Source organism: Alsobacter soli, assembly GCF_003004785.1.
Classification (GTDB): domain Bacteria; phylum Pseudomonadota; class Alphaproteobacteria; order Rhizobiales; family Beijerinckiaceae; genus Alsobacter; species Alsobacter soli.
In genome coordinates this window covers 42,611-62,980 of record NZ_PVZS01000028.1, presented here as the reverse complement: position 1 = coordinate 62,980, position 20,370 = coordinate 42,611, and the positions used below count along the sequence as shown (strand labels likewise).

Sequence of the window (20,370 nt, the reverse complement as noted above, 5' to 3'; positions counted from 1 at the left end):
CATGAGCGTGTGAATTCCCCAATACCGTGGTCATAGACACAGCAATCAGAAACAACGTTCTCAGTGACTTCATGCATGGATTTCAATTTTTTCGAGTTAACGAAAGCTTGCAGGTGCGCCATGTCGAACGTCGCCCAGCTGACGAACCGGGATGACCGGCGCCGATCAGGCGGGGCGCTCGACTGACCTCCGCGGTTTATGCCGCAGCCAGCCAGAATCACGCCGCCTGCAGCCGCGCCCGTGTTGGGATATTCGGGCGTGGCCGTGCAGTCAGGAAAATTCCCTCCCACCGTCAGGCTTCATGAACAGCCAGGCTGCAGTGCGGAGACTCGAACTCAACAGCCGCTTACCCCTTGCAGACTCTCATGGTCCGCTGGCTCAAAGGCCGGGTCAGTATGGTGCGTCACCGCCGTCCGCTTCGAGTGAAGGACGGCGTTGAGCCCGTGATCGCCAAACGACGGATCGGATCTTCAGTCCGGCTAGCCTCAGAGGGCTGCTGGGTCACTACGCACGTGGAAAGCCAGCATGCCAGAGCGCTCGTCCGAACCGCCTCGGGCTCGACGGCGTTGCCCGGCGATTCACCCACGGCTGCACCCAGTGAGCCGCGTCGTGCGGCGGCGACCAGGGACGCCACGGCGCAGGAGGCCAGGCGCGTGGTCTTCTCGTCCGCTCGGCTGGTCAGGATCACCGGGACCTTGGCGCCGAGCACGATCCCGGCCGCGTCCGCGTCGGCCAGGAAGGACAGGCTCTTGGTAAGCATGTTGCCGGCCTCGAGATTGGGCACGACCAGAATATTGGCGCGACCCGCGACAGGCGACGCGATCTTCTTAAGCTGCGCGGCCCCGAGGTCGATGGCGTTGTCCAAGGCCAGACGACCATCCAAGACGCCACCGGTGATCTGGCCACGGTCCGCCATCTTGCACAGTGCCGCGGCCTCGACCGTTGACGGCACCTTCGGGTTCACCGTTTCTATCGCAGAAAGAATAGCGACCCTCGGACTTGGAACGCCGAGCGCATGCGCCAGGTCGATGGCGTTCTGGGCGATGTCGACCTTCCCCTCTAGATCGGGTGCAATGTTGACCGCGGCGTCAGTGATGATCAGAGCGTTCTCGTGGCTTGGAACATCCATGATGAGGCAATGAGCGCGCAGCATCCCAATTCGGTGGACCGATCAAATCCGGGAGAACTGATCTCACGCAATCGATGCTCTCCCGGATTGCCGACACTTCGGATGTGAAGCACACGCCTGCAATCGATGTTCAACGCCGCGCCGCCGAGGGCAGACCTGGCGAGCGCCGGGACGATGTCATCGCAGGCCTGACAGCCGCCGCGGTTGTCCTGCCAAAAGCGATGGCCTACGCCACGGTGGCGGGTTTGCCCGTGGCGGTCGGGCTCTATACGGCGTTTGCGCCGACTGCGATTTATGCCCTGCTCGGGTCATCGCGTGTCTTGAGCGTGAGTTCGACTACGACGTTGGCGATTTTGACAGCGTCCGAACTCGCCGAAGTTGTTCCCGATGACGATCTCACGAAGCTTGCTCGCGCGACCGCCACACTTGTGCTGCTTGTCGGGCTTGCTTTGCTGGCTGCACGCCTTTTCAGACTGGGGTTCGTCGCCAACTTCATCTCGCTCCCGGTGCTGGCTGGCTTCAAGGCCGGAATTGGCGTGGTAATCCTGCTAGATCAGCTTCCGAAGCTGCTGGGCCTTCACATCGCCAAGCAGTCCTTCTTTGCCGATGCGGCCAATCTGGTCGCGCGTCTTGCGGAAGCATCGGCGCTGAGCGCTGGAATGGGGCTGGCCACGATCGCGTCTCTAACTTTGCTTGAGCGATGGCGGCCAAGCGCCCCGGCGCCCCTGTTGACCATAGCGGCCGCGATCTTGGCGTCGTGGGCTTTCGGACACGTTGGGATGACCATCGCGACGGTTGGTTTCATCCCGCAAGGGCTGCCCTCGTTGACGTTTCCAGACGCCAGCTTGGCCCGTGAGCTCTTGCCCGGAGCGATCGGCATCGCGCTGATGAGCTTTACCGAGTCGATCGCAGCTGCGCACGCCTTCGCGGCGCCTAGCGACCCGCCCATCGAGCCCAACCGAGAGTTGGTTGCAACGGGGGTGGCGAATTTGGGCGGGGCGTTGATCGGGGCGATGCCGGCGGGCGGCGGCACGTCTCAGACTGGCATGGCCCGCGCTGCTGGAGCCCGCTCCCAGCGCGCCTCGCTGGTCACTGCCGCGACTGCGCTGGCGACCATGGTCGTGCTCGCGCCAATTCTCGGGCTGCTGCCGCAGGCGACCCTGGCGGCGGTGGTCATCTTTTACTCCGCAACCCTCATTCAGCCCTCCGAGTTCGTGGCGATCTATCGTGTGCGCCGGATGGAATTCCAATGGGCGTTGGCCGCGGCCGCAGGCGTGTTGGTGTTCGGGACGCTCCAGGGAATCGTGGTCGCCATTGTCCTGTCCTTTGTGGGACTCGCGAGCCAGACCGCCCATCCCCGCGTCTCGGTTGTCAGCCGCAAGAGGGGAGCAGACGTGCTCCGCCCCTTATCGCCCGAACACCCCGACGATGAAACCTTCGGCGGCTTGCTCATCCTTCGGCCCGAGGGCCGCCTTTACTTCGGCAACGCGCAGGGCGTCGCCGAACAGGTGACCGCTCTTGTGCGGGAGCACCAACCACGCGTGCTTGCGCTCGACCTCAGCCGCGTTCCCGACATTGAGTATTCGGCGTTGCAGATGCTGCGCACCGGCGTCTTGCGCGCAGGCCAAGCCGGCCAAGAGGTCTGGCTCGTTGGCCTCAACCCCGGCGTGCTCACCGTAGTGCGCAACAGCGGCTTCGACGAGGAACTTGGCCCGGACCGACTGCTTTTCAACGCACGTGCGGCTATCGCGAACTACACGAAACGCTTTGACGCGAAGCACGCTTCTGCGCCCCCCTCACCGGCATAAACCGTTGCGTCACGCTCACGAGCGGCGCCCGCTGGCCTGGGCTGACCATGAATTTTTTGAACGGAGGTGCACCATGACACTCAACGACCAAGAACGGTCCAGCGGGCGACCTCCCCGCCATGGCCGGCTTCTGGACCAGGTCGTGGTGATAACCGGCGGCGCTAGCGGCATCGGGAAGGAGATTGCGCTCGCCTTCGCCCGAGAGGGAGCGAAGGTCGCCATCGCCGACCTCAATGAGCAGGCGGCTCAGGCCACCGCGGCGGAGATCGATTCCAGCTTCCAGCGCGCGCTCGGCGTCGCGATGAACGTGGCCAGCGAGACGGAGGTGGACGCCGGAATGGCGCGCGTTGTCGAAACGTTCGGGCGCCTGGATATCCTCATCAGCAACGCGGGCGTCCAGATCGTCGCTCCGGTCGTCGACTTGAAGTTCGAAGACTGGAAAAAGCTGCTCGCGATCCACCTTGACGGCGCCTTTCTGACCACTCGCGCCGCTTTGCGCCAGATGAATGCCCAGAAGCGTGGCAGCATCATCTACATGGGGTCCGTACACTCCAAAGAGGCCTCGGCGCTGAAGGCCCCTTATGTGACCGCCAAGCACGGTCTGATCGGCCTGGCGAAGGTCGTGGCGAAGGAAGGCGCAGCGCATGGCGTTCGTGCGAACGTGATCTGCCCTGGCTACGTCCGCACGCCGCTTGTCGAGAAGCAGATTCCAGAACAGGCCCGCGAACTCGGAATATCCGAGGCCGACGTGGTCAAGACCGTGATGCTGAAGGAGACCATAGACGGGGAATTCACGACCACTGAGGATGTGGCCGAGGTCGCAGTCTTTCTTGCGACCTTCCCTTCCCTGGCCCTCACCGGCCAGTCTGTCGTCGTCAGCCACGGATGGTTCATGCAATAGGTCGCGCTCAGGCGCTTTCTCATCCCGAGGCGACGGGCGGCGCTTTTCCCCGCGCCGCCACACCATGCCACTGAGCGGGATCAGTTCTAATCCGTTCCGGCGGACTATGATGAACACAGAACAATGATGTTCGCCGCGCTGGGCCTAGGCTCTCCTGTTTTCGACCTGAGTGGGAAGAGTATTGCGCCGATGCGGGCTAGTGTTCGGCGTTGATGCATGACGCGCTGCGCGCTGGCGGGGCAACGCTTTCATGGTGGGAGAGTCAGGATGAAGACGGCGATTTCGGCCGCGGCTGCAGCCGACCTGATCCCTGACGGCGCGATCCTGATGATTGGCGGCTTCATGGGGGCAGGCAGCCCGCACCCTCTCATCGACGCCTTGGTCGATGCTGGCCGCAAGAACCTCACCGTGATCGCCAACGACACCGCGCGCCCTGGCTTCGGGATCGGAAAGCTGGTGACCGCCGGGGCGGTGACCCGCGTAATTACTTCCCACATCGGCATGAACCCGGAGACCCAGAAGGGCATGCTCTCCGGCCGGATCGAGGTCGAACTCGTTCCCCAGGGCACCCTGGCTGAGCGCATCCGCGCCGGCGGCTACGGATTGGGCGGGGTGCTGACGAAGACGGGGCTCGGCACGCTCGCCGCCGAGGGCCAGCGCGTGATCGAGATCGACGGGGAGGAATGGCTGCTGGCCAAACCGCTGAAAGCGGACTTCGCCTTGATCCATGCAGACCGGGCCGACTACCAGGGCAACGCCGCGTACCAGCTCACGGCGACCAACTTCAACCCGCTTATGGCGACAGCCGCGCCCACGGTGCTTTGCGAAACCCGCGAAATCCTGCCAGTCGGCACGATTCCGCCGGATGAGGTCGGGACGCCGGGTGTGCTGGTGAAATACCTGATTGGGAGGCGCATGTGATGCATCCCGAAGAAGTCATCCAGCGCCGCGTCGCCATCGAGCTCAAGCCCGGCAGCCTCGTCAATCTCGGGATCGGCCTGCCGACAGGCGTCAGCCATTACGTGTCGCACGCCGACAACATCCTGTTTCAATCGGAGAACGGCATCGTAGGCATGGGTTCGCGGCCGCCGGAGGGCATGGCGGACGAGGACCTGACAGACGCGGGCGGGGCATTCGTCATGGCCGTGCCTGGCGCCGCTACCGTTGATAGCGGCATGTCCTTCGGGCTGATCCGCGGCGGACACCTGGACGTCACGGTCCTGGGCGGCTTGCAGGTGGACGAGCGAGGGTACCTCGCCAACTGGATGATTCCGGGCAGGATGGTTCCGGGCATGGGCGGCGCCATGGACCTGGTCAGCGGCGCCCGGCGGGTCATCGTGGCCATGCAACACACCGCCAAGGGCGGGCCCAAGATCGTGCCCCAATGCACCCTGCCCATCACGGCTACACGGCGGGTGACGCTGATCGTGACGGAACTTGCCGTCATAGAGCCCACCGATGAGGGATTGGTGCTGCGGGAGCGTGGACCCGGCGTAACGATCCCGACGATCCTGGACGGAACCTCCGCCCATCTCATTATTCCCGATGTGGTCCCCGAGATGAAGTTGGCGGCGGTCCTCGCCGCCGAGAGTCAGGTCGCCTGATAACGGCTGTAAGTGATCGCGAATACTGCTGCCCCAATGGCGCGTGAACGGCGCCGGATGCTCCCTTCCAGGCAGTTCGATGACCGAGCTTTTTCCCCAACAACGCCGATTCGAGTGCGGGCTGTTTCTTGGACGATCGTGAGATCACAGGAGGCGACGATGACCGCGCAGGGCGCGCCGTTTGATCTGGACCTCTCTCCAGGGCTGGCTGCCTCGAGGCAAGCATATCAGGGTTTATTCGATTAACCTGACGCGGGTGCGTCATCCCGACTGGTTCCGCCAAGATTTGCAGGCGCTGCTCGGCATGCTGGCCACTCGCAAGATCCGGCCACGGGTGGCTGAGCGGATCTCGTTTGAGCAAGTCTCCGACGCTCACAGGCGTCTGGAGGAGGGGCATCTTATGGGCAAGCTCGTGTTGTGCCCGGATTTGCCTATGGCGGCCTGAACCGGCGGCCACGCCCGTCGCGCAAGGGATCGCCCAGCTTGACGCATCCTGCGAAAAGCGGTGGCCACGCGCACGACGAAGGGGCAGCACTACAGAGAGGTGTGCCGCCCCGTCCCTTCACCGTTTGGACCGAGGCGAAGTCACTGCTTCACGTATCCGACGTAGTAGACCCCGATGACCTGATTCTTCGCGTCGCGCATGGGCTCGTATGCGGTCAGGTAGGGTTTGCCCAGGATGTCGACCTCGCCGGCAAACGCCTCACCCTTGCGGATCGCGGCGATGGCCTTGCCTTTGGGATCCAGTACCGTCCCGACCGCTCGAGAGCCGTCGGGCTTTTTCACATTTGTCGAAACGCGCACGAAGTCCTCCCCGCTTTTCACGAACAGTGTGGCCGTGCCTCCTTTTTCTTTCTGGACTTCGTCCACAATGGCGAAATCGCCATTCACTCTCTTCGTCCCAAGATACAGGACTGGCACTTTGTGCCCCTCCAGCTCTTCCTCACCCTTGAGACTGGGAGCCCCGGCCTGAGCGGTCTTCGATTTCAAGACCTGCATGGCCGATTGAACGTCCTGGGCGGATTGGGCAAGGAGCGGCGTCGACGGTGCCGCAAAGCACGAGGCAACCAGCAATGCGTACGCGAAGGCGGTTTTATTCATGATAGCCTCCCGTCGGCCTCGCAGCACACGAGCTGCTGCGGGGCATTGATGATTGTAAGCATCATGCTTTCTACCCGCTCGCTTGAGGTCCCATCCTGATGTCGATCAGCATGGAGGTCTTCGCCGAACTGCGTGCTGATAAACGGACGCGCTTCTATGGGACCTGTGACACCTAATCTCCCCTTAGAATACGCCTTTCCGGTCAGTTTCCGCGCCCGCTCGGTTCCGCCGACCTCGTCGCACGTGGCCGGCCGGACGAGCGGTGACGAGTTCCTAGCTGTCTTGAGAGAGCGTGGCGTAGGCGCTGTTTCGCCATCCTGGCCAAGGCGCCCGTCCGATCCCCGGTCGCACTGGCGAGCTGAACGAGGGCATCCAGGGGGCAACGTCACCACCTATGCAGGGGCCCCGATCATCTACTCGCCGGGTCTGCGTCTCGGGGCCGTGTGCGTCATCGACACTGTCCCGCGCGAGATCACGGCAAAGCACACGGCTTTTCTGGAAGCTCTGGCCTTGGTCTGTGTGGACCAACTCCGCCTCTCAAGGCCAGCAGGATGGCCCGGCGTTCCATGTCAGCGGCGTAAGAGCGATCGCATTCTACCCGCTGCCCGGAGCCCGTTTCAGAAATGAACATCGTGCCAGCGGCTCCTGGCCTTCCGGCCATGGCTGCGGCGCCTGGACAGCGCAGCTCGGATGGAATCGAGCACCAGATACATGACTAGGACGGCGGATGCAGTCCAGACCAGGAACTCAGGATAGTCCATTGTCCAACCTCCTGCTGGGCAGAATGGGCGGACTTTCGATTCTTCATGCTTCCACAGTTTGGCGGGTTCGAGGGAGGCCTGACCTAATTGTCTATGCCTTCGGGGACCTCGTTTGAGATTTGCGCTGCCCTAAAGCAAAGGCGCCGCCACCGGCAATCGACCGGGCAAGCCACGCCGTAGTTCTGCGTGTCAGGCCCGAATTGTTCCGGCCCAGCCATGTGCATTAAGGCTGCAACGATAGCCAAGTTACGACGACGCCGCCCGCCAGATAGGTGAAGGCAAGCAGCTCAAGAGTTCGCCTGAGAAGGGTGCGCAGGCGCATCTGGCCTCGATCTGTCATCGGAAGCCTCCCTCCGATTGCGTGCGCCGCCCAGCAGGGCGTGGGAGACTGCGCCTGAAGACGAGAGCTTGAAATAGCCATCCCGGATTAGGGGGACCAAGCCACAGGGCTGGAATCGTTCGAAGGCGCACCGCCGAGCTTCGTCACTGGAAAACTCCGCCCTGCCGGCAAGGCGGGCCATGACGCGATATCGCCGCATGTGGACTGGGTCAGACGCCCAGGAGTACCTAGCCGCTTTGAAGGAATGGCGGAGGCGCTGCGTCGCCATTCTGGCCAAAGCGCCCATCCGATCCCCGATTGCGCTGGCCACCACTGAGATCATGCACGTCATAGACGGGGCAGCCGAGGTGATCACCGGGGGCCGCGAGGCGTTATGGTCGAAGCCGGCGAGCGCCGGCCCGGAAATGCAAGCCCACTTCGGCAGAACTAGTCCGAGTAGCGCAGATCGAGACGGCTAGCTGGTTCACCTCCACTGACTAATAGGCAATCAATCAAGAAAATGGGATATGTCAAAATCGCTTCCTGGGGGACGGGCAGCGTGAGCGCAATCGAGGAAATCAGAGCGGCACGAGAACTGGGGCTCCGGGACGCAGTCATGTTGGAGTTTCTTCGCGGCCGATTGCGCGACCTTGGGGTGAGAGTGGGGCCTCGAAACTGGAGAAGGCTCAACCTGAGGCAAAAGGCAGAACGGATCATCCAGGCGTTCGACCAGCTTGAAGAGCGGAATCGGCAGTCCGCGGAACGAAAAAAGCCGGGCAGGGCCGGGGTATTGCTTAGGATGCCTTCTCGTCCCAGCGCCGATCACGGATGACGGCCCGGAGTTCCTTTTCCAGCTCCCGCAGCCGCTGCTCAAGCGGTTGGCACGCCTGCTGCCGGCGTAGTTCCAGTGCTTTCGCCAGCTTGGCTTTCAGCACAGGGGAGAGCGGCGCTCGCATCAGCGTCTCGCTTTCGTAGTCGAATTCCCCCCGAGCCTCCACGAGTTCGCGCAAAGTCTCGTGCAGTCGGGGCAGCAGCATCGGGGGATAATAGGGAGCCTGGCCTGCGGCGGCATCCCGCACAGGAGCTGACTTCATCGGCGTTTCCTCTGACCTTTTTGAGCGAGCCCACTTCGAGGCAGGCTCGACGCGCGATGCTAGGACCTTCGACCAGGCGCAATACTGACCCTGCTCAATGATTGGGCAGTCAATTACCGGCGCGTCCCTAGGCGTCACGGAACGGGGGCAGCGGTTCCGTAGCTCAGCCGAATGAAGCAGCAGTTTCCTAAACCGAAGGCCGGAGGTTCGAATCCTCCCGGCATAGGCTAGAAGGAGCTGGAAGGAGCAAGTACCCGCTAGCCGGGGCTCGCATGTGGGGGGCGAACCGGCGGGTCATGCGAGGCACATGGCGCGCGCGCTCTGCGCCCCGCAACTTCCGCTAGAAATGAGAAGCCCCGCCTTCAGCGGACCCGGCGGGGCAAGTTGGAGTTTCTATCGATTCCAGAGTGAGCCAGCCTAGCAGGCGTGTATGTTGCGATCATGCCGTTCCGCCCCCGCCCCTTGCCCGTGATCGCCGCGCGCCGGCAGGCTTCATCCAGCCCATGCTGGCGACGCCCTCGGACGCGATCCCCACTGGCCCGGGCNGGCGACGCCCTCGGACGCGATCCCCACTGGCCCGGGCTGGCTCTATCAGGTGAAGCACGACGGCTACCGCATGCAGGCCCGCCGCGAGGCCTCCAGCGTAGCCCTGTGGAGCCGCAACGGCCTTTCGTGGACTGATCGCCTGCCCCGGTTCGCCGCGGGCTTCGTGAGCCTTCCATGCGCCTCCTGCGTGCTGGACGGGGAGGTCGTGGTTCAGCTCCCCGATGGGCGCGACGACTTCGACGCGCTGCGCTCCGTCGCGGGCGCCCCTCACGCTGTGCTGCTAGCCTTCGACTTGCTCGAGCTGGATGGCCGGGATCGGCGCCTGTTGCCGCTCGTTGAGCGCCGCGCCGAACTGGCGAGGCTCCTAGCCCAGCCAGTTGACGGGATCGCCATGGTGGACGCCCTGGACGAGCGCGGGCCGGATCTGTTCCGCCATGCCTGCGCTCTGGGGCTGGAGGGCCTGGTCTGCAAGCGCACGGACAGGCGGTATCGGTCTGGTCCCTCGCCCGCATGGATGAAGGTGAGATGCCCCGAATACCGGCATCCCTGAGATTGGCCCATCGAGAGGGCGATCCCCCTGGCTAGGGTCGGCCCCATTCGCATCGAAAACCCCTGCAGCATGCCAGCTGGCAGGATGTGGGGCTTTCTCATTTACGTCAGACGGTGCCCGGGCAACACAGGTGCGCAAGGGATGAGTGCTCGGTCGCACAGTGCGGACTTGCGGCCGGGTGTAGATCCAAGCGGCGGGTGGATCCCGCCCCCCTTTGAGAGGAGGTCGCCGTGCCTTTGCGCCACTACATCATCGAACGCAACATTCCGCGGGTCGGCTCGCTCGACCGCGATCAGTTGCGAGCCGCCGCTGCGAAATCGAATGAGTGCCTGCGCGAAATCGGTTTCGACATTCAATGGGTGGAAAGCTTCGTCACGGCTGACAAGCTCTTCTGCCACTACCTCGCCGACAGCCCGGAGACCATCCGCAGACACGCCGAGATGAGTGGTTTCCCCGCCACGGTCATCACCGAAGTCAAGAAACGCATCGACCCGACAACCGCATCCCCGGCGATGTGAAGGGCGCGCCGAAGGGAGGCCCAATGCCCATCTTCATCGACCGGCATGACCTGCAGAAAACCACCCAAGCCGAGGTCGCCGAGGCCCATCAACGTGACCTCGCTCTGCAGGACGCATTCGGCGTGCGGTTCCTGACCTATTGGTTCGACGAAGCTAGAGGCTTGGCCTTCTGCCTGGTGGAGGCGCCAGACAGGGATGCTGCTCAGCGCGCGCACGCCGAAGCCCACGGCCTCGTAGCGGCGGAGATCATTCCGGTCAGCCTGGCGGCGATCGAGGCCTTTCTGGGCCGCATCGCCGATCCGCACGGGACCGCCCCGACCGGCGCCCGCGTTGAGCCCGCCCACCGGGCAATCATGTTCACGGACATTGTGGGCTCCGTCCGCATGACCCGCCAGCTGGGCGACACCATGGCCGTCGAACTCGTGCGCACGCACGACGGCATCGTCCGTCGCCACTTGGCGGCGACCTGCGGGCGCGAAGTGAAGCACACGGGCGACGGGATCATGGCGGCGTTCCCGTCCACCCGCGATGCTGTCGGCTGCGCCAAATACATCCAGGCCGAGTTCAGGCGATTTAACGCAACGAGCGAGCAGGCCCTGCACGTGCGCATCGGAATTGCTTCCGGCGAGCCCGTCATGGACAGCTGCGATCTCTTTGGCTCAACCGTCCAGCTGGCCTCGCGCCTGTGCCAGGCGGCGTTGCCAGATACGGTCCTGGTGACGTCCGAGGTTTGCGGGGAGTGCGAGGGGCTGCACGCTTTCGAACGCGCTGGACTCAAGAGACTGAAAGGTTTCCGGGAGCTGATGCCGACGTATCGCTGCGCCTGAACCTGCTGACCCGGGGCCAGGCTTTCAAAGGGCCAAGCCTAACGTCAGCGTGAGGACGGCCGCGGCAAGGAGCGGGTTTCTGAAGGTCGCAATCCCTGCGACCACGTAGAGAGCTCCGAGCAGAACCCAGAGGACCATCTTGCCCCAGCTCCTCAGGCTGAAAGCATGGATGATCTCGGCGACGCCGCTGATCAGCATCATGATGCCGACGAGCGCGACCGACGCCACAGTGGCCATGACGACGCTGCCCAGGGCGATGAGGCCAGCCAGCAGGAAAACCACGCCGAGCGCGACAATCCAGCCCCATCTTGCGCGCAGGGCAGGCGTTTGGTGGAGCCCTTGTGGCAGCCAGACCGCTTCACACTGCGCCTGATCAAGGGGGGCCGTCGGACAGCCAGATGGTCGCGGCGGCTAGAAGGCCGGGGGGCGGCCAGGCCGCCCGATTGTGATCGGCGCACCCCGGGGGCGCACAATGACCCGCTCGCTCTTCTATGGCGTGACCGCCGGACTCCTCGTCGCAGCCTGCGCGGCCGGAGCGGTCCTATATCTCTGGACGCCACACGACAGGCTGCGAATCACGGTCGGACCCGTGGGTGGCAGTGCCGAGCGGTTCGTCGCCGCGATGGTCGCGGTCGCGAAAAAGCAGAATCCGCTGGTGTCGTTCCAGCCAGTGGAGGCGGGCAGCCTCCAGGAAAGCAGCGCGCTTCTCGATGGCCACAAGGTCGATCTCGCGATCGTGCGTTCCGACGCATCTCCGCCCACCGACGGCCAGACCATCGTCATTCTGCGCAGAGACGTCGCCGCTCTCCTGATCCCGCCCCGGTGGAAAGTGGACTCCCTCGGGGGGACTGAGCGGAAAAACCGTCGCGCTGCTCGGCAGCCGCGTTCAGGCCGCTGACGAGGCGCTGTTCGAGGCGCTGCTTGGCTACGCCAACGTCCCGCGCCAGTCGGTCCACCGCGTGATCGTTCCACCGCAGGATCTTGGCAAGCTCTTACGCGAAAGGCCGGTGGCGGCCGTGTTCGTGGTTGGTCCCATCGGGGCCGGAGTTCTCTCTGACACGATCGCGGCGATCACCAGGACGGCTGGCGCCCCGAGCTTGATGGCGTTCGACAACGCCGATGCTATCTCCAACAGCATTCCCGGCACGGAAAGCCTCGACGTCGCCAAGGGCTCCCTTCGCCCCCGCCCCGAGATCCCCGAGGACAGCACGACGGTGGTGGCGGTCACCTACCGGCTGGTGGCTCCCTTCTCGATGCTGAACCTGCACGCGGGCGCCATCGCGCGCGCGATCCTCACCGCCAAGGGCAAGCTGGTGGAAGCCTATCCTCAGGCGGCCTCGATCGAGGCGCCCGATCCCGACAAGACCACGACAGTGCTGCCGGTCCACCCAGGCGTGGCCCAGTACCTCTCGTCCGGCGAGCAGAGCTTCGTCGACGAGGCCCAGGGATACTTCTACGGCGCGGCCATGGCGTTCAGCGTCATCGGCTCACTGTGGGCGATGGTGGCGAGCCGTCTCAGCGGCAAGCGCTACGCCGCGGAGCGGAACCGCATCGGCCGGCTGATCGAGATCGCGGACGAAGCCCGAGCCGCGCCGGTTGAGGACTTGCCCAGGCTGGACGGCGAACTGCACAAGACCCTGTCGGAGATCGTTAGGGCCGGAACAAGCGACCCCACCACCTCCCTGGCGGCGTCCCACGCCGAGGCGGTACTCGTGGCGCGGCGTCAGGCGGCCGATGTGGACCGGCGCCGCGAGCGAAGCCTTGGGACGCTGTGATTTACGGGCTCCCGATGGTCCAGAGCCCGGGGAAACTGCTTGTCGAATTCAAAATGACTCTGATCAACTCGAGTTCGGCGCCCCCCGGCTATCATCGTCGCTCACACAGGGTGATAGGAGGCCTGCCATGCGTGGTCCCATCCTTTGCGTGATCATCCTCGCATCTTTGGCCGTCACGGATGCTGCGTTCGCCCAGAATGAAATCACGGTCACCAGAACGCTCCCGCAATGGAATGAGCGAGGCTGGCCTCTTACTCCGGCCCCCGTGTTGCGGGGCGTCGGCCCAAGGTACTCGGAGCGGAGCGGGGTGCGCGTGGGCCGGGGAAGCGTCATTCCCGTGTGGGTGAGCTCGGGTCAGTTCCAGAACGTGAATGTCCCGGGCCTGAGCCGCGGTGGTTATTACGAGTATTTCATCTCGCCAGATGACCGGGTTGTGGTGTTCACCCCAACAGACCGGCGAGTTTCCAAGGTGTTCTGGCATTGAGGGCAGGGCGGCGCCGAACGGCCCGTGAAGGGGCTAAGCGTTCGTTCCCGAATCCAGCGCGATCGACTTCGTTCACGGCAACTTCGGTTCGGGCCGGCGCTTCGAGGCTCCTGCTCGCTTGGACGCGGGCCACGAAGGTCGCCTGCCGCTTTCATAGCGCCAGGCGCAAGCAGGGTCACAGCACCAGGACGAAAGCCGTGTTGGCGGAGCCCGCTGCGGGACCCGCCAGGAGGAGCGCCGACCGGCCTTTTCGGAGGCGTGGAATGCTCAGGGCTGCTCGGCCGTGGCGAAACAACCGGCTCGATCCTGCTCTCGCCCTGATGGAAGCCGAGGGACCCAAATGGCTACGGGGCTACCTACGGGGCTACCTACGGGGCTACCGGGTGTGATCCCGGCCTGACGTTGGAACATTCGGGCCCGGTAAACGGTCGGAAGGTCATCAAGGCCAGCATGGCCGCGAGCCCGAGGCCCCAGGAAGCGACATACATAGGGGCGTAGGTGCCCGCGCGGTCGTAGATCAAACCTCCGATCAGCGGTCCTGTGGACATGCCGAGACTGCCGGCCATGGAGATTCCGCCGATGATCGTCCCCATCATCCTGAGCGGGAAGTTTTCGCGGATGATCACGGCGTAAAGCGGCATCGTGCCCGCATAGACGAACCCGACCACGACCGCGACGGCGTAGAAGCCGGCGAGTTCGTTAACCAGCGCATAGGAGAGCACGCCGAAGGCCTGCGCGAGCAGCCCCAAGACGAGCACTCTGTGGGCGCCGAAGCGGTCGCCCGCGACGCCGAAGCCCAGGCGGCCGAACAGCCCCGACAAGCCTTCCACGCTGTAGATCGAGACCGCCGCGAGCGTCGGCACCCCGCACGTGACCGCGTAGCTGACCGTGTGAAAGATCGGGCCGGAATGCGTGGCGCAGCAGAAGAAGTTCGCCAGCATCAGCGTAAGGAACTGAGGCGACCGTACGGCCTCACGCACCGTCATGCCGGATTGGGACTGGTTCGGCCCGGGCTGCGCGCCCCCATCCTGCATCGCCGGCGGACGGCGCACGAGAAGGGCCGCGGGGATCATCAAGACCGCGGCTACGCCGGCGACGATCAGCATGGCGTCTCTCCAGTCGAGACGGGTCACCAGCCAGGCCGCCAGCGGGGCCATCGTCATCGGGGCCATGCCCATGCCGGCGGACACAAGAGAGACTGCGAGTCCTCGCCGGGTTTCGTACCACCCCGTGACGCAGGCCATCATGGGAGCGAAGATAGCCGCCGTTGCGGACCCGACCAGGAGCCCGAACAGCAGCTGAAATTCGACCAGGGACTCCGCCCGGCTGGCCAGCGCCAGGCTCGCGGCCAGCCCGGCCGATCCGGCCAGAATGACGGGCCGCGGGCCGAACCGGTCCGACAAGCCGCCCCACAGCATGCTGGCGCCCGCCATGGCCAGGAAGCCGAACGTCATCGCGGTCGAGATCCCGGTCGCCGACCACCCTGTCTGGGCCGACATCGGGCGCAGGAACACCGGCAGCGAGAACATGGCGCCCATGGCGACACAGCCGAGGAGGCCGCCCGCCGCCACGATCACCCAACGATAGGAGCGGTCCATGTTGTCTCCGCCTGGTTCGGAAAATGACCTCTCAGGCGCGGTCAACCCTGGGCGGGATTCCAATCGCCGGAAGGAACCGTGTTGATCATCCACGGGACGCCGAACTTATCGACCAGAGACCCGAAGCCTGGAGACCAGAACGTCTCGCCGAATGGCATGATGGATCTGCCGCCCTCCGAGAGCTGGTTGAACCAGCGCTCGCACTCGGCCTTGTCCGGGCCGTGCAACGTGACGTCGAAGCCGTTTTTGGGCTTGTCGATGTTGCGCGCCCAGGCGATATCCATGTCCGCGCCCATGAGCGCCTGGTCGCCGACCTCCAACCAGCAATGCATCAGCCAGGATTCGTGCTTCTGGTCGGGGACCGGCATGCCGGGAGGGGCCGCGCTGTACGGGATGGCGGCGACGATTTTGCCGCCGAGCACCTGGGCGTAGAACTCGAAGGCCTCGCGGCATTGACCCTGGAAGCTGAGGCTCGTGACGATCTTCATGCTTGTCTCCTCCCGTGTGTTCAGCCTTTCGCCCGTCCGCGTCGTAGTGGGCCGGCGAGCATGCCTCGCAGCCGCCGCGGCAGGTTGGCCGCCGAGGTTGACCTCCTGCGCGATAGGTTGATATCAACGTGAAGGAGCCATAGCAGTCAACCCCTCGTATGCAAAGCCGTCCCGATGTCCCGTTTACGACCACGCTGCTGGTGCGCGACACCTGCCTGTGCCTCCATGCGCAGCGCGCGGCGCGAACGCTTGCACGCCGCTTCGACCTGGCGCTGAAGCCCGTCGGCCTGACAAGCGGGCAGTTCTCGTTGCTGATGTCGCTGAACAGACCGGAGCCGCCTAGCCTCGGCAGCGTGGCCGAGCTACTGTCGATGGACCGGACCACCCTGACCGCCAACATGAAACCGCTTGAGCGTCGCGGCCTCGTGGAGACCGCGCCCGACGCGAAGGACAAGCGCACACGTCGTCTGTCTCTCACGCAGGAGGGCAGGCTCGTTCTGGCCGGAGCTGCGCCGATCTGGCGCCGCGTTCACGCCGCCGTCGAGGCGGAGCTACAAGACCCTGATCGGTTGCGCGCCCAGCTGGCCGTTCTCTCGCAAGCAAACGGTCCGGAAGGCTGAAGCACGGTTGCTCGACTTCGGGTTCCCGAGCGGACGCCGTTTGGCCGCTCAGCGGCGGGGGAAAATAGGGCCCTAGTCCTTCTCGACTCAACGGACAGCGCCAGCCGCGCCTGACGGAGCGTCCCCGGGCGACTTGCGGATTGCGCCCCTTCCGCGCGCTTGAGCCGCGGTATTCCCTTCTTTGATCGCGTTGTGTGTTTTCGAAACTCATCTAAAATATCGTTTTTTGAGGGTCTGCCGATGGACTTCTTGCTGCGCTACCTGGTGGTCCTGGCCTTCTCGGCCATCATTCTCGCCGCCTTCCAGGCGATGCTGACGAACATTCCCCCACCCTTCATAACGGCCTTGGTCGGGTTCGCATTCATCGGCGGCGCTCTTGTGCTTCATCTGCGTAAGCGCCTGCGCGCCCGGCGCTGATACGCGGCATATGGGGAGCGCATCCCGCGTCCGAGGAGGCGGGCGCGTAAGGCCATCCAGTTCTCTTCGCCAACTTTGCGAGAATTGATAAATTTGTAATATAATTTTAGTAACGCTCATGCCGTAGGCCCGTAGCATCGCTCCCCGCCGCCAGCATGCGTCATCGCAGACGGTAAGGAGGCCAGATCACGTGGCGGGGCGCGCGGGCAGGCGGTATCGAATGTCTATTCCTGAGCTAGATTTTTATCTTCGCGACAACGAGCACGTCAGCCTTTCCCGGCGGGCTGAGCCCGCTTTGTTGATCGACGACAGCGCGCCCATGCGGAAGATCGTGGAACGCCTGCTCAACCAGCTCGGGATTCGAGATGTCGACCAGGTTTCGGATGCGCGCGCTGCCTTTCAGCAACTGCACCGGCGACGATACAAGGTCGTGATCTGTGACGTCGTCATGGATGGCGTGACGGGTATCCAGCTGGTGAAAGCCTGCCGGGAGAACCCCGAAACCGCCAAGCTGCCCTTTCTGATGATGACCGCGAGCATGGATCCGCGCTACCTGGCCCAGGCCAAGGGCCGGGCGGAGGGCTACATCCTCAAACCCTTCACAGCGGAAGGGCTGCAACGGCAGCTGCAGGAGATTCTCCCGGCGCCTACGGAGGACGACATCCAAGCCAGTCAGGGGCGCGGCCACGAGCCGAAAGTGGAACGCTTTCGCTTTTAGCCGAGTGCAAGGCCTTTCGTGGATGCGCGGATTGTGCAGCATCTGCTGGCTGTGATCCCGGTACGATAGCTCCGGTTGCTGTTTCGTTCGAACCGCTCAGTCGGCGTTGCGTTGGATCCGCCCGAGTCCGCTCATCTTGAGTGGCAGACCTCCGGGCCGTGCGCCGGGGCCGAGCCCGCGCGTGTTGACCTGAGATGACCCACATGGGGATAAGGTCACCTGCTTACAGCCGATCCGCCTTCGGAAGTCAGGGTCTCCGCCTCCAGCCCTGGATTGACGGGCGAGTTGAAGGGACTACGGTTTCGTGCCGAGTTCCCAGGAGCGGAGGATGTGGGCTGATGGCGGTCAGTTCGCCCGATCTGAAGGCATTCCTGATTGCTACGCCGTTTTTCGGGGGCCTCTCGGACCCAAGTCTCGAACTCCTGATCGCCATGCTGGTCGAGCGCCGCTTCGAGCCAGGCGCCGCTGTCGTACGGGAAGGCGAGCCGGGGCGATCCATGTACATCGTTCGCTCCGGCGAACTTGCGGTGAGCAAGCTGGGCGACGCGGGGCGCCTGATCCCCATGACCCGCCTCGGGCCCGGTGATTTCTTCGGCGAAATGACGCTCATCGAAGCGCAGAACCGATCAGCCACGGTCGTCGCGGAGAGCGCGCTGGTCTTGTACGAGCTGACGGCCCGAAGCCTCTACGCGTACTACAAGGCCGACGTCTACGCGTACGTGATGGTGCTGCAGAACGTCAACCGCGAGCTCTGCCGGCGGCTCCGCCGCGCTGACGGTCGCTTCGCCGAGATGGCGACACCTTCAGGCAGTTCCTGAAGCGAAGCCGCGCGCGTCCGCGGGCGGATGGCTGGACGCACGCGGAAGGGCGTGCCGGGCCTTTGCAGTCCGGCGGCGGCTAGCTGGTCACGGTCAGCCGGATGTCGCCCGTTCTCCGCGGGGCCGTGACGGAGACCCCCGATGGCGCTCTGCGGATGCACAGGTCGAGGACCTCGCCGGATACCTGGATGTCGCGCAGGATGACTTCGTCGAGGAACGCGGGCAGGACCGGGTTCTGCAGCACGACCATCCGCTCGCGCGCGAGGATCCGCAGGCCGAGGCAGGCTTCCAGCAGGGCGAAGGGCGAGGCGGCCGCCCAGGCCTGGGGCGAGCAGGCGACCGGGTATCCCACCGGGCCGCGCCGGCGCCGCCGCAGGAAGCCGCAGTAGAGTTCCGGCAATCGGCGCTGCTCCTGGTGGAGCGACGCGTCGAAGATCGCGCTGAACACGGCTGCGGCCTCCTCCTTCAGCCCATACTGAGAGAAGCCGAGCGCGATCAGAGAGTTGTCGTGCGGCCAGATCGAGCCGTTGTGGTAGGACATGGGATTGAAGCGCGGCTCGCCGCGCGCGAGGGTGCGTACGCCCCAGCCGCTGAATCCGTCCTGGGACAAGAGCGTCTGCGCGGTGCGCAGGGCCCGGTCCGGCGCGGCGATGCCCGTGAACAGCGCGTGCCCGGCGTTGCTGGTCTTCACTGCGCAAGGACGCTTGCCGGCGTCGAGGGCGAGGGCGTAGGTTCCCTTGTCCTCGAGCCAGAACGTCGCCTCGAAGCACTGACGAAGGGCCTCGGCCGAGGACCTGAGGGCGGTCGCCCACCCGGTTTCGCCGAGGCTCTCGGCGAGCCTCGCGGCGTGCAGCTTGGCTGCGTAGACATAGCCCTGCACCTCGCAGAGCGCGATGGGGCCCTGCGCGGGCGAGCCGTCCGCGTGAAAGATGGAGTCGTGGCTGTCCTTCCAGCCTTGGTTGGCGAGCCCGTGCTCCGTCTCCCGGAAATACTCGACGAAGCCGTCCTTGTCGCGGTCGCCCTCGCCGTCGCACCAGGCGAGGGCGGCCTTGATCGCCGGCCAGATGGAGCGGATGAAGTCCATGTCGCCGGTGCGCTCTTCATAGAGGCCGGCGAGCATGATGAAGAGCGGGGTCGCATCCACTGTGCCGTAATAGCGACGGAACGGCACCTCGCCCGTGCGCGCCATCTCGCCCTGGCGGCGCTCGTGCATGATCTTGCCGGGCTGAGCGTCCATCGTGGGGTCGTAGGACGTCGCCTGCGTCGCGGCGAGGTAGCCCAGGACTCCCCGCGCGATGGCGGGGTCGGCCCACAGCGTCTGCATCGCCGTGATGATGCCGTCCCGACCGAACACCGTGCTGTACCAGGGGATCCCGGCATAGGGGTACAGCCCTGCCGAGGTTTCGGTGCAGAGCATGTAGAGGTCCGAGGTCGATCGGCACATCAGCTCGTTGAACAGGTCGTTGGAGCCTTCGACCGTCGCCAATCCGCGTGTGAACTTTCGGTTCTCGCGCCGCTTGTCGCGAAAGGCGGTGACAAAGTCGCAAACGTGGTTGGGCGCGCCTTCCTCGAACGCGATCCGGACGATCACGGACGACTGCCCGTGGGGCGGCATGGTCACCCGCAGGGTGGCGCGTTGCGGTTGGAGTTGCTCCGGCGCGGGCTCAAAGCTGATCACCGTCCGGCGGCGAGCTCCGTCCAGCCCCACATAGGTGTGCTCGACCTGGTCAGGTTGCAGCACCTTGGCGGCGACTTCTCCGCGGCGCATGCGGTCCAGCCCGCGGACTTCGAACAGGTCTCTGAAATCCGCGTCGAACAAAAGGTCGATCCGGAACGAGACGGTGTGCTCGGCGAAGTTGCGCAGCCCGATCCGCTCGTAGCAGGCGTCCTTCCAGAGAAACTTGGTGCGCTCGATCGACACGAGGTCCCGCGGGATGCCGTCGGACTCCTGGCAGCGGATGTCGGGGTTGGTGAGGTCGACGCTGAGCGCCGCGTTGTCATTCTGGATCACCGAACTGAGGAGCAGCGGACGCTTGCCCTCGAAGCGCAGTTCGAAACGCGACAGATAGCGCGTGTCCCTGAAGAAGAGCCCTTCCGGGGTGCCCGGCGCGGAGCCCACGTCCCCGTAGCCGTCCATGACGGCGAAGGCGTCGCCATGCTTGAGCGACCGCAGGGTCCGCTCCACAAGCGAGACGTCCGCCTCGATGTAGTGCTCGGATAGCTTTTCCGGCTCGCCCGAGGCCGGGCGGGATTGGGCCGTTCCCATCATGACGATGCGATCCCTAGCGTTTGTT

Annotated in this window: 21 protein-coding genes and 2 pseudogenes; 15 read left to right on the top strand and 8 right to left on the bottom strand. The window is 64.7% G+C overall.

Features of this window, described 5'->3' with window-relative positions:
• Positions 1–598: 598 nt before the first annotated feature.
• A pseudogene (locus tag SLNSH_RS19850) lies at positions 599–1,168 on the bottom strand (bifunctional enoyl-CoA hydratase/phosphate acetyltransferase); the annotation flags it as partial.
• Positions 1,169–1,203: 35 nt separating this feature from the next.
• Here SLNSH_RS19850 and SLNSH_RS19845 point away from each other — a divergent pair.
• From SLNSH_RS19845 to SLNSH_RS19825, 5 genes are all read left to right on the top strand, one after another.
• Complete coding sequence (locus tag SLNSH_RS19845) at positions 1,204–2,937, top strand: SulP family inorganic anion transporter (protein ID WP_106339193.1); 1,734 nt, start codon at positions 1,204–1,206, stop codon at positions 2,935–2,937.
• 73 nt (positions 2,938–3,010) lie between these two features.
• Positions 3,011–3,838 (top strand): 3-hydroxybutyrate dehydrogenase, encoded by an 828-nt coding sequence (locus SLNSH_RS19840; RefSeq protein ID WP_106339191.1) that lies wholly within the window; start codon positions 3,011–3,013, stop codon positions 3,836–3,838.
• Between the two features lie 267 nt (positions 3,839–4,105).
• The gene (locus SLNSH_RS19835; RefSeq protein WP_106339187.1) at positions 4,106–4,759 is read left to right on the top strand and encodes a CoA transferase subunit A; all 654 of its coding nucleotides are present in this window, start codon (positions 4,106–4,108) and stop codon (positions 4,757–4,759) included.
• On the top strand, positions 4,759–5,442 hold the full coding sequence (locus tag SLNSH_RS19830; protein ID WP_106339184.1) for a 3-oxoacid CoA-transferase subunit B: 684 nt from the start codon (positions 4,759–4,761) through the stop codon (positions 5,440–5,442). The genes SLNSH_RS19835 and SLNSH_RS19830 overlap by 1 nt, the downstream gene beginning before the upstream one ends.
• A 181-nt stretch (positions 5,443–5,623) precedes the next feature.
• Positions 5,624–5,887, top strand: a complete 264-nt coding sequence (locus SLNSH_RS19825; RefSeq protein WP_106339181.1) for a zinc-binding dehydrogenase — start codon at positions 5,624–5,626, stop codon at positions 5,885–5,887.
• A gap of 140 nt (positions 5,888–6,027) precedes the next feature.
• Here the strand turns inward: SLNSH_RS19825 and SLNSH_RS19820 are convergent, their stop codons facing one another.
• From SLNSH_RS19820 to SLNSH_RS19810, 3 genes are all read right to left on the bottom strand, one after another.
• A complete protein-coding gene (locus tag SLNSH_RS19820; protein WP_106339178.1) occupies positions 6,028–6,543 on the bottom strand; it encodes a Cache 3/Cache 2 fusion domain-containing protein in 516 nt (171 codons plus the stop codon).
• Positions 6,544–7,160: 617 nt separating this feature from the next.
• Entirely contained in the window at positions 7,161–7,304 is a 144-nt protein-coding gene (locus tag SLNSH_RS24980; protein ID WP_158266833.1) for a hypothetical protein, read from the bottom strand.
• A 1,113-nt stretch (positions 7,305–8,417) separates the two neighbouring features.
• The gene (locus tag SLNSH_RS19810; RefSeq protein WP_106339171.1) at positions 8,418–8,717 is read right to left on the bottom strand and encodes a hypothetical protein; all 300 of its coding nucleotides are present in this window, start codon (positions 8,715–8,717) and stop codon (positions 8,418–8,420) included.
• Between the two features lie 565 nt (positions 8,718–9,282).
• On the opposite strand from SLNSH_RS19810, the gene SLNSH_RS19805 reads away from it, so the two are divergent.
• The 3 genes from SLNSH_RS19805 to SLNSH_RS19795 all read left to right on the top strand — a co-directional run bounded on the left by SLNSH_RS19805 (position 9,283) and on the right by SLNSH_RS19795 (position 11,158).
• Positions 9,283–9,813: an ATP-dependent DNA ligase gene (locus SLNSH_RS19805; RefSeq protein ID WP_280954487.1), complete on the top strand. Its 531-nt coding sequence runs from the start codon at positions 9,283–9,285 to the stop codon at positions 9,811–9,813.
• Positions 9,814–10,043: 230 nt separating this feature from the next.
• Positions 10,044–10,331, top strand: a complete 288-nt coding sequence (locus SLNSH_RS19800) for a DUF4242 domain-containing protein (protein WP_210202546.1) — start codon at positions 10,044–10,046, stop codon at positions 10,329–10,331.
• Between the two features lie 23 nt (positions 10,332–10,354).
• The gene (locus SLNSH_RS19795) at positions 10,355–11,158 is read left to right on the top strand and encodes a nickel-binding protein (RefSeq protein WP_106339159.1); all 804 of its coding nucleotides are present in this window, start codon (positions 10,355–10,357) and stop codon (positions 11,156–11,158) included.
• 27 nt (positions 11,159–11,185) lie between these two features.
• Here the strand turns inward: SLNSH_RS19795 and SLNSH_RS19790 are convergent.
• Positions 11,186–11,506: pseudogene (locus SLNSH_RS19790) on the bottom strand (HdeD family acid-resistance protein); the annotation flags it as partial.
• A 124-nt stretch (positions 11,507–11,630) separates the two neighbouring features.
• On the opposite strand from SLNSH_RS19790, the gene SLNSH_RS19785 reads away from it, so the two are divergent.
• The 3 genes from SLNSH_RS19785 to SLNSH_RS19775 all read left to right on the top strand — a co-directional run bounded on the left by SLNSH_RS19785 (position 11,631) and on the right by SLNSH_RS19775 (position 13,417).
• Positions 11,631–12,056 (top strand): TAXI family TRAP transporter solute-binding subunit, encoded by a 426-nt coding sequence (locus tag SLNSH_RS19785; RefSeq protein ID WP_106339152.1) that lies wholly within the window; start codon positions 11,631–11,633, stop codon positions 12,054–12,056.
• 109 nt (positions 12,057–12,165) lie between these two features.
• Entirely contained in the window at positions 12,166–12,933 is a 768-nt protein-coding gene (locus SLNSH_RS19780) for a TAXI family TRAP transporter solute-binding subunit (RefSeq protein ID WP_106339150.1), read from the top strand.
• 127 nt (positions 12,934–13,060) lie between these two features.
• Positions 13,061–13,417 carry a hypothetical protein gene (locus tag SLNSH_RS19775; RefSeq protein ID WP_106339148.1) on the top strand — a complete coding sequence of 119 codons (357 nt, stop codon included), beginning with the start codon at positions 13,061–13,063 and terminating at the stop codon, positions 13,415–13,417.
• 368 nt (positions 13,418–13,785) lie between these two features.
• Here the strand turns inward: SLNSH_RS19775 and SLNSH_RS19770 are convergent, their stop codons facing one another.
• Both SLNSH_RS19770 and SLNSH_RS19765 read right to left on the bottom strand, forming a co-directional pair.
• Positions 13,786–15,015 (bottom strand): MFS transporter, encoded by a 1,230-nt coding sequence (locus SLNSH_RS19770; protein ID WP_106339146.1) that lies wholly within the window; start codon positions 15,013–15,015, stop codon positions 13,786–13,788.
• Positions 15,016–15,056: 41 nt separating this feature from the next.
• A complete protein-coding gene (locus tag SLNSH_RS19765) occupies positions 15,057–15,503 on the bottom strand; it encodes a VOC family protein (RefSeq protein ID WP_106339144.1) in 447 nt (148 codons plus the stop codon).
• 158 nt (positions 15,504–15,661) lie between these two features.
• Between SLNSH_RS19765 and SLNSH_RS19760 the strand changes: the two genes are divergently transcribed.
• From SLNSH_RS19760 to SLNSH_RS19750, 4 genes are all read left to right on the top strand, one after another.
• Positions 15,662–16,123, top strand: coding sequence for a MarR family winged helix-turn-helix transcriptional regulator (locus SLNSH_RS19760; RefSeq protein WP_106339142.1), 462 nt, complete (start codon positions 15,662–15,664; stop codon positions 16,121–16,123).
• A 240-nt stretch (positions 16,124–16,363) separates the two neighbouring features.
• The gene (locus tag SLNSH_RS24975) at positions 16,364–16,540 is read left to right on the top strand and encodes a hypothetical protein (protein ID WP_210202545.1); all 177 of its coding nucleotides are present in this window, start codon (positions 16,364–16,366) and stop codon (positions 16,538–16,540) included.
• 220 nt (positions 16,541–16,760) lie between these two features.
• Positions 16,761–17,258 carry a response regulator gene (locus SLNSH_RS19755; RefSeq protein ID WP_106339140.1) on the top strand — a complete coding sequence of 166 codons (498 nt, stop codon included), beginning with the start codon at positions 16,761–16,763 and terminating at the stop codon, positions 17,256–17,258.
• A gap of 338 nt (positions 17,259–17,596) precedes the next feature.
• On the top strand, positions 17,597–18,076 hold the full coding sequence (locus tag SLNSH_RS19750) for a cyclic nucleotide-binding domain-containing protein (protein ID WP_106339138.1): 480 nt from the start codon (positions 17,597–17,599) through the stop codon (positions 18,074–18,076).
• Positions 18,077–18,155: 79 nt separating this feature from the next.
• Here the strand turns inward: SLNSH_RS19750 and SLNSH_RS19745 are convergent, their stop codons facing one another.
• Complete coding sequence (locus SLNSH_RS19745; RefSeq protein ID WP_106339136.1) at positions 18,156–20,345, bottom strand: amylo-alpha-1,6-glucosidase; 2,190 nt, start codon at positions 20,343–20,345, stop codon at positions 18,156–18,158.
• Positions 20,346–20,370: the final 25 nt, after the last annotated feature.

Bases quoted from the DNA above. Each gene is read 5' to 3' on its own strand.
- SLNSH_RS19845 (WP_106339193.1), top strand. From the start codon at position 1,204: ATGCTCTCCCGGATTGCCGACACTTCGGATGTGAAGCACACGCCTGCA.
- SLNSH_RS19840 (WP_106339191.1), top strand. From the start codon at position 3,011: ATGACACTCAACGACCAAGAACGGTCCAGCGGGCGACCTCCCCGCCAT.
- SLNSH_RS19835 (WP_106339187.1), top strand. From the start codon at position 4,106: ATGAAGACGGCGATTTCGGCCGCGGCTGCAGCCGACCTGATCCCTGAC.
- SLNSH_RS19830 (WP_106339184.1), top strand. From the start codon at position 4,759: ATGCATCCCGAAGAAGTCATCCAGCGCCGCGTCGCCATCGAGCTCAAG.
- SLNSH_RS19820 (WP_106339178.1), bottom strand. From the start codon at position 6,543: ATGAATAAAACCGCCTTCGCGTACGCATTGCTGGTTGCCTCGTGCTTT.
- SLNSH_RS24980 (WP_158266833.1), bottom strand. From the start codon at position 7,304: ATGGACTATCCTGAGTTCCTGGTCTGGACTGCATCCGCCGTCCTAGTC.
- SLNSH_RS19810 (WP_106339171.1), bottom strand. From the start codon at position 8,717: ATGAAGTCAGCTCCTGTGCGGGATGCCGCCGCAGGCCAGGCTCCCTAT.
- SLNSH_RS19795 (WP_106339159.1), top strand. From the start codon at position 10,355: ATGCCCATCTTCATCGACCGGCATGACCTGCAGAAAACCACCCAAGCC.
- SLNSH_RS19785 (WP_106339152.1), top strand. From the start codon at position 11,631: ATGACCCGCTCGCTCTTCTATGGCGTGACCGCCGGACTCCTCGTCGCA.
- SLNSH_RS19775 (WP_106339148.1), top strand. From the start codon at position 13,061: ATGCGTGGTCCCATCCTTTGCGTGATCATCCTCGCATCTTTGGCCGTC.
- SLNSH_RS19770 (WP_106339146.1), bottom strand. From the start codon at position 15,015: ATGGACCGCTCCTATCGTTGGGTGATCGTGGCGGCGGGCGGCCTCCTC.
- SLNSH_RS19765 (WP_106339144.1), bottom strand. From the start codon at position 15,503: ATGAAGATCGTCACGAGCCTCAGCTTCCAGGGTCAATGCCGCGAGGCC.
- SLNSH_RS19760 (WP_106339142.1), top strand. From the start codon at position 15,662: ATGCAAAGCCGTCCCGATGTCCCGTTTACGACCACGCTGCTGGTGCGC.
- SLNSH_RS24975 (WP_210202545.1), top strand. From the start codon at position 16,364: ATGGACTTCTTGCTGCGCTACCTGGTGGTCCTGGCCTTCTCGGCCATC.
- SLNSH_RS19755 (WP_106339140.1), top strand. From the start codon at position 16,761: ATGTCTATTCCTGAGCTAGATTTTTATCTTCGCGACAACGAGCACGTC.
- SLNSH_RS19750 (WP_106339138.1), top strand. From the start codon at position 17,597: ATGGCGGTCAGTTCGCCCGATCTGAAGGCATTCCTGATTGCTACGCCG.
- SLNSH_RS19745 (WP_106339136.1), bottom strand. From the start codon at position 20,345: ATGATGGGAACGGCCCAATCCCGCCCGGCCTCGGGCGAGCCGGAAAAG.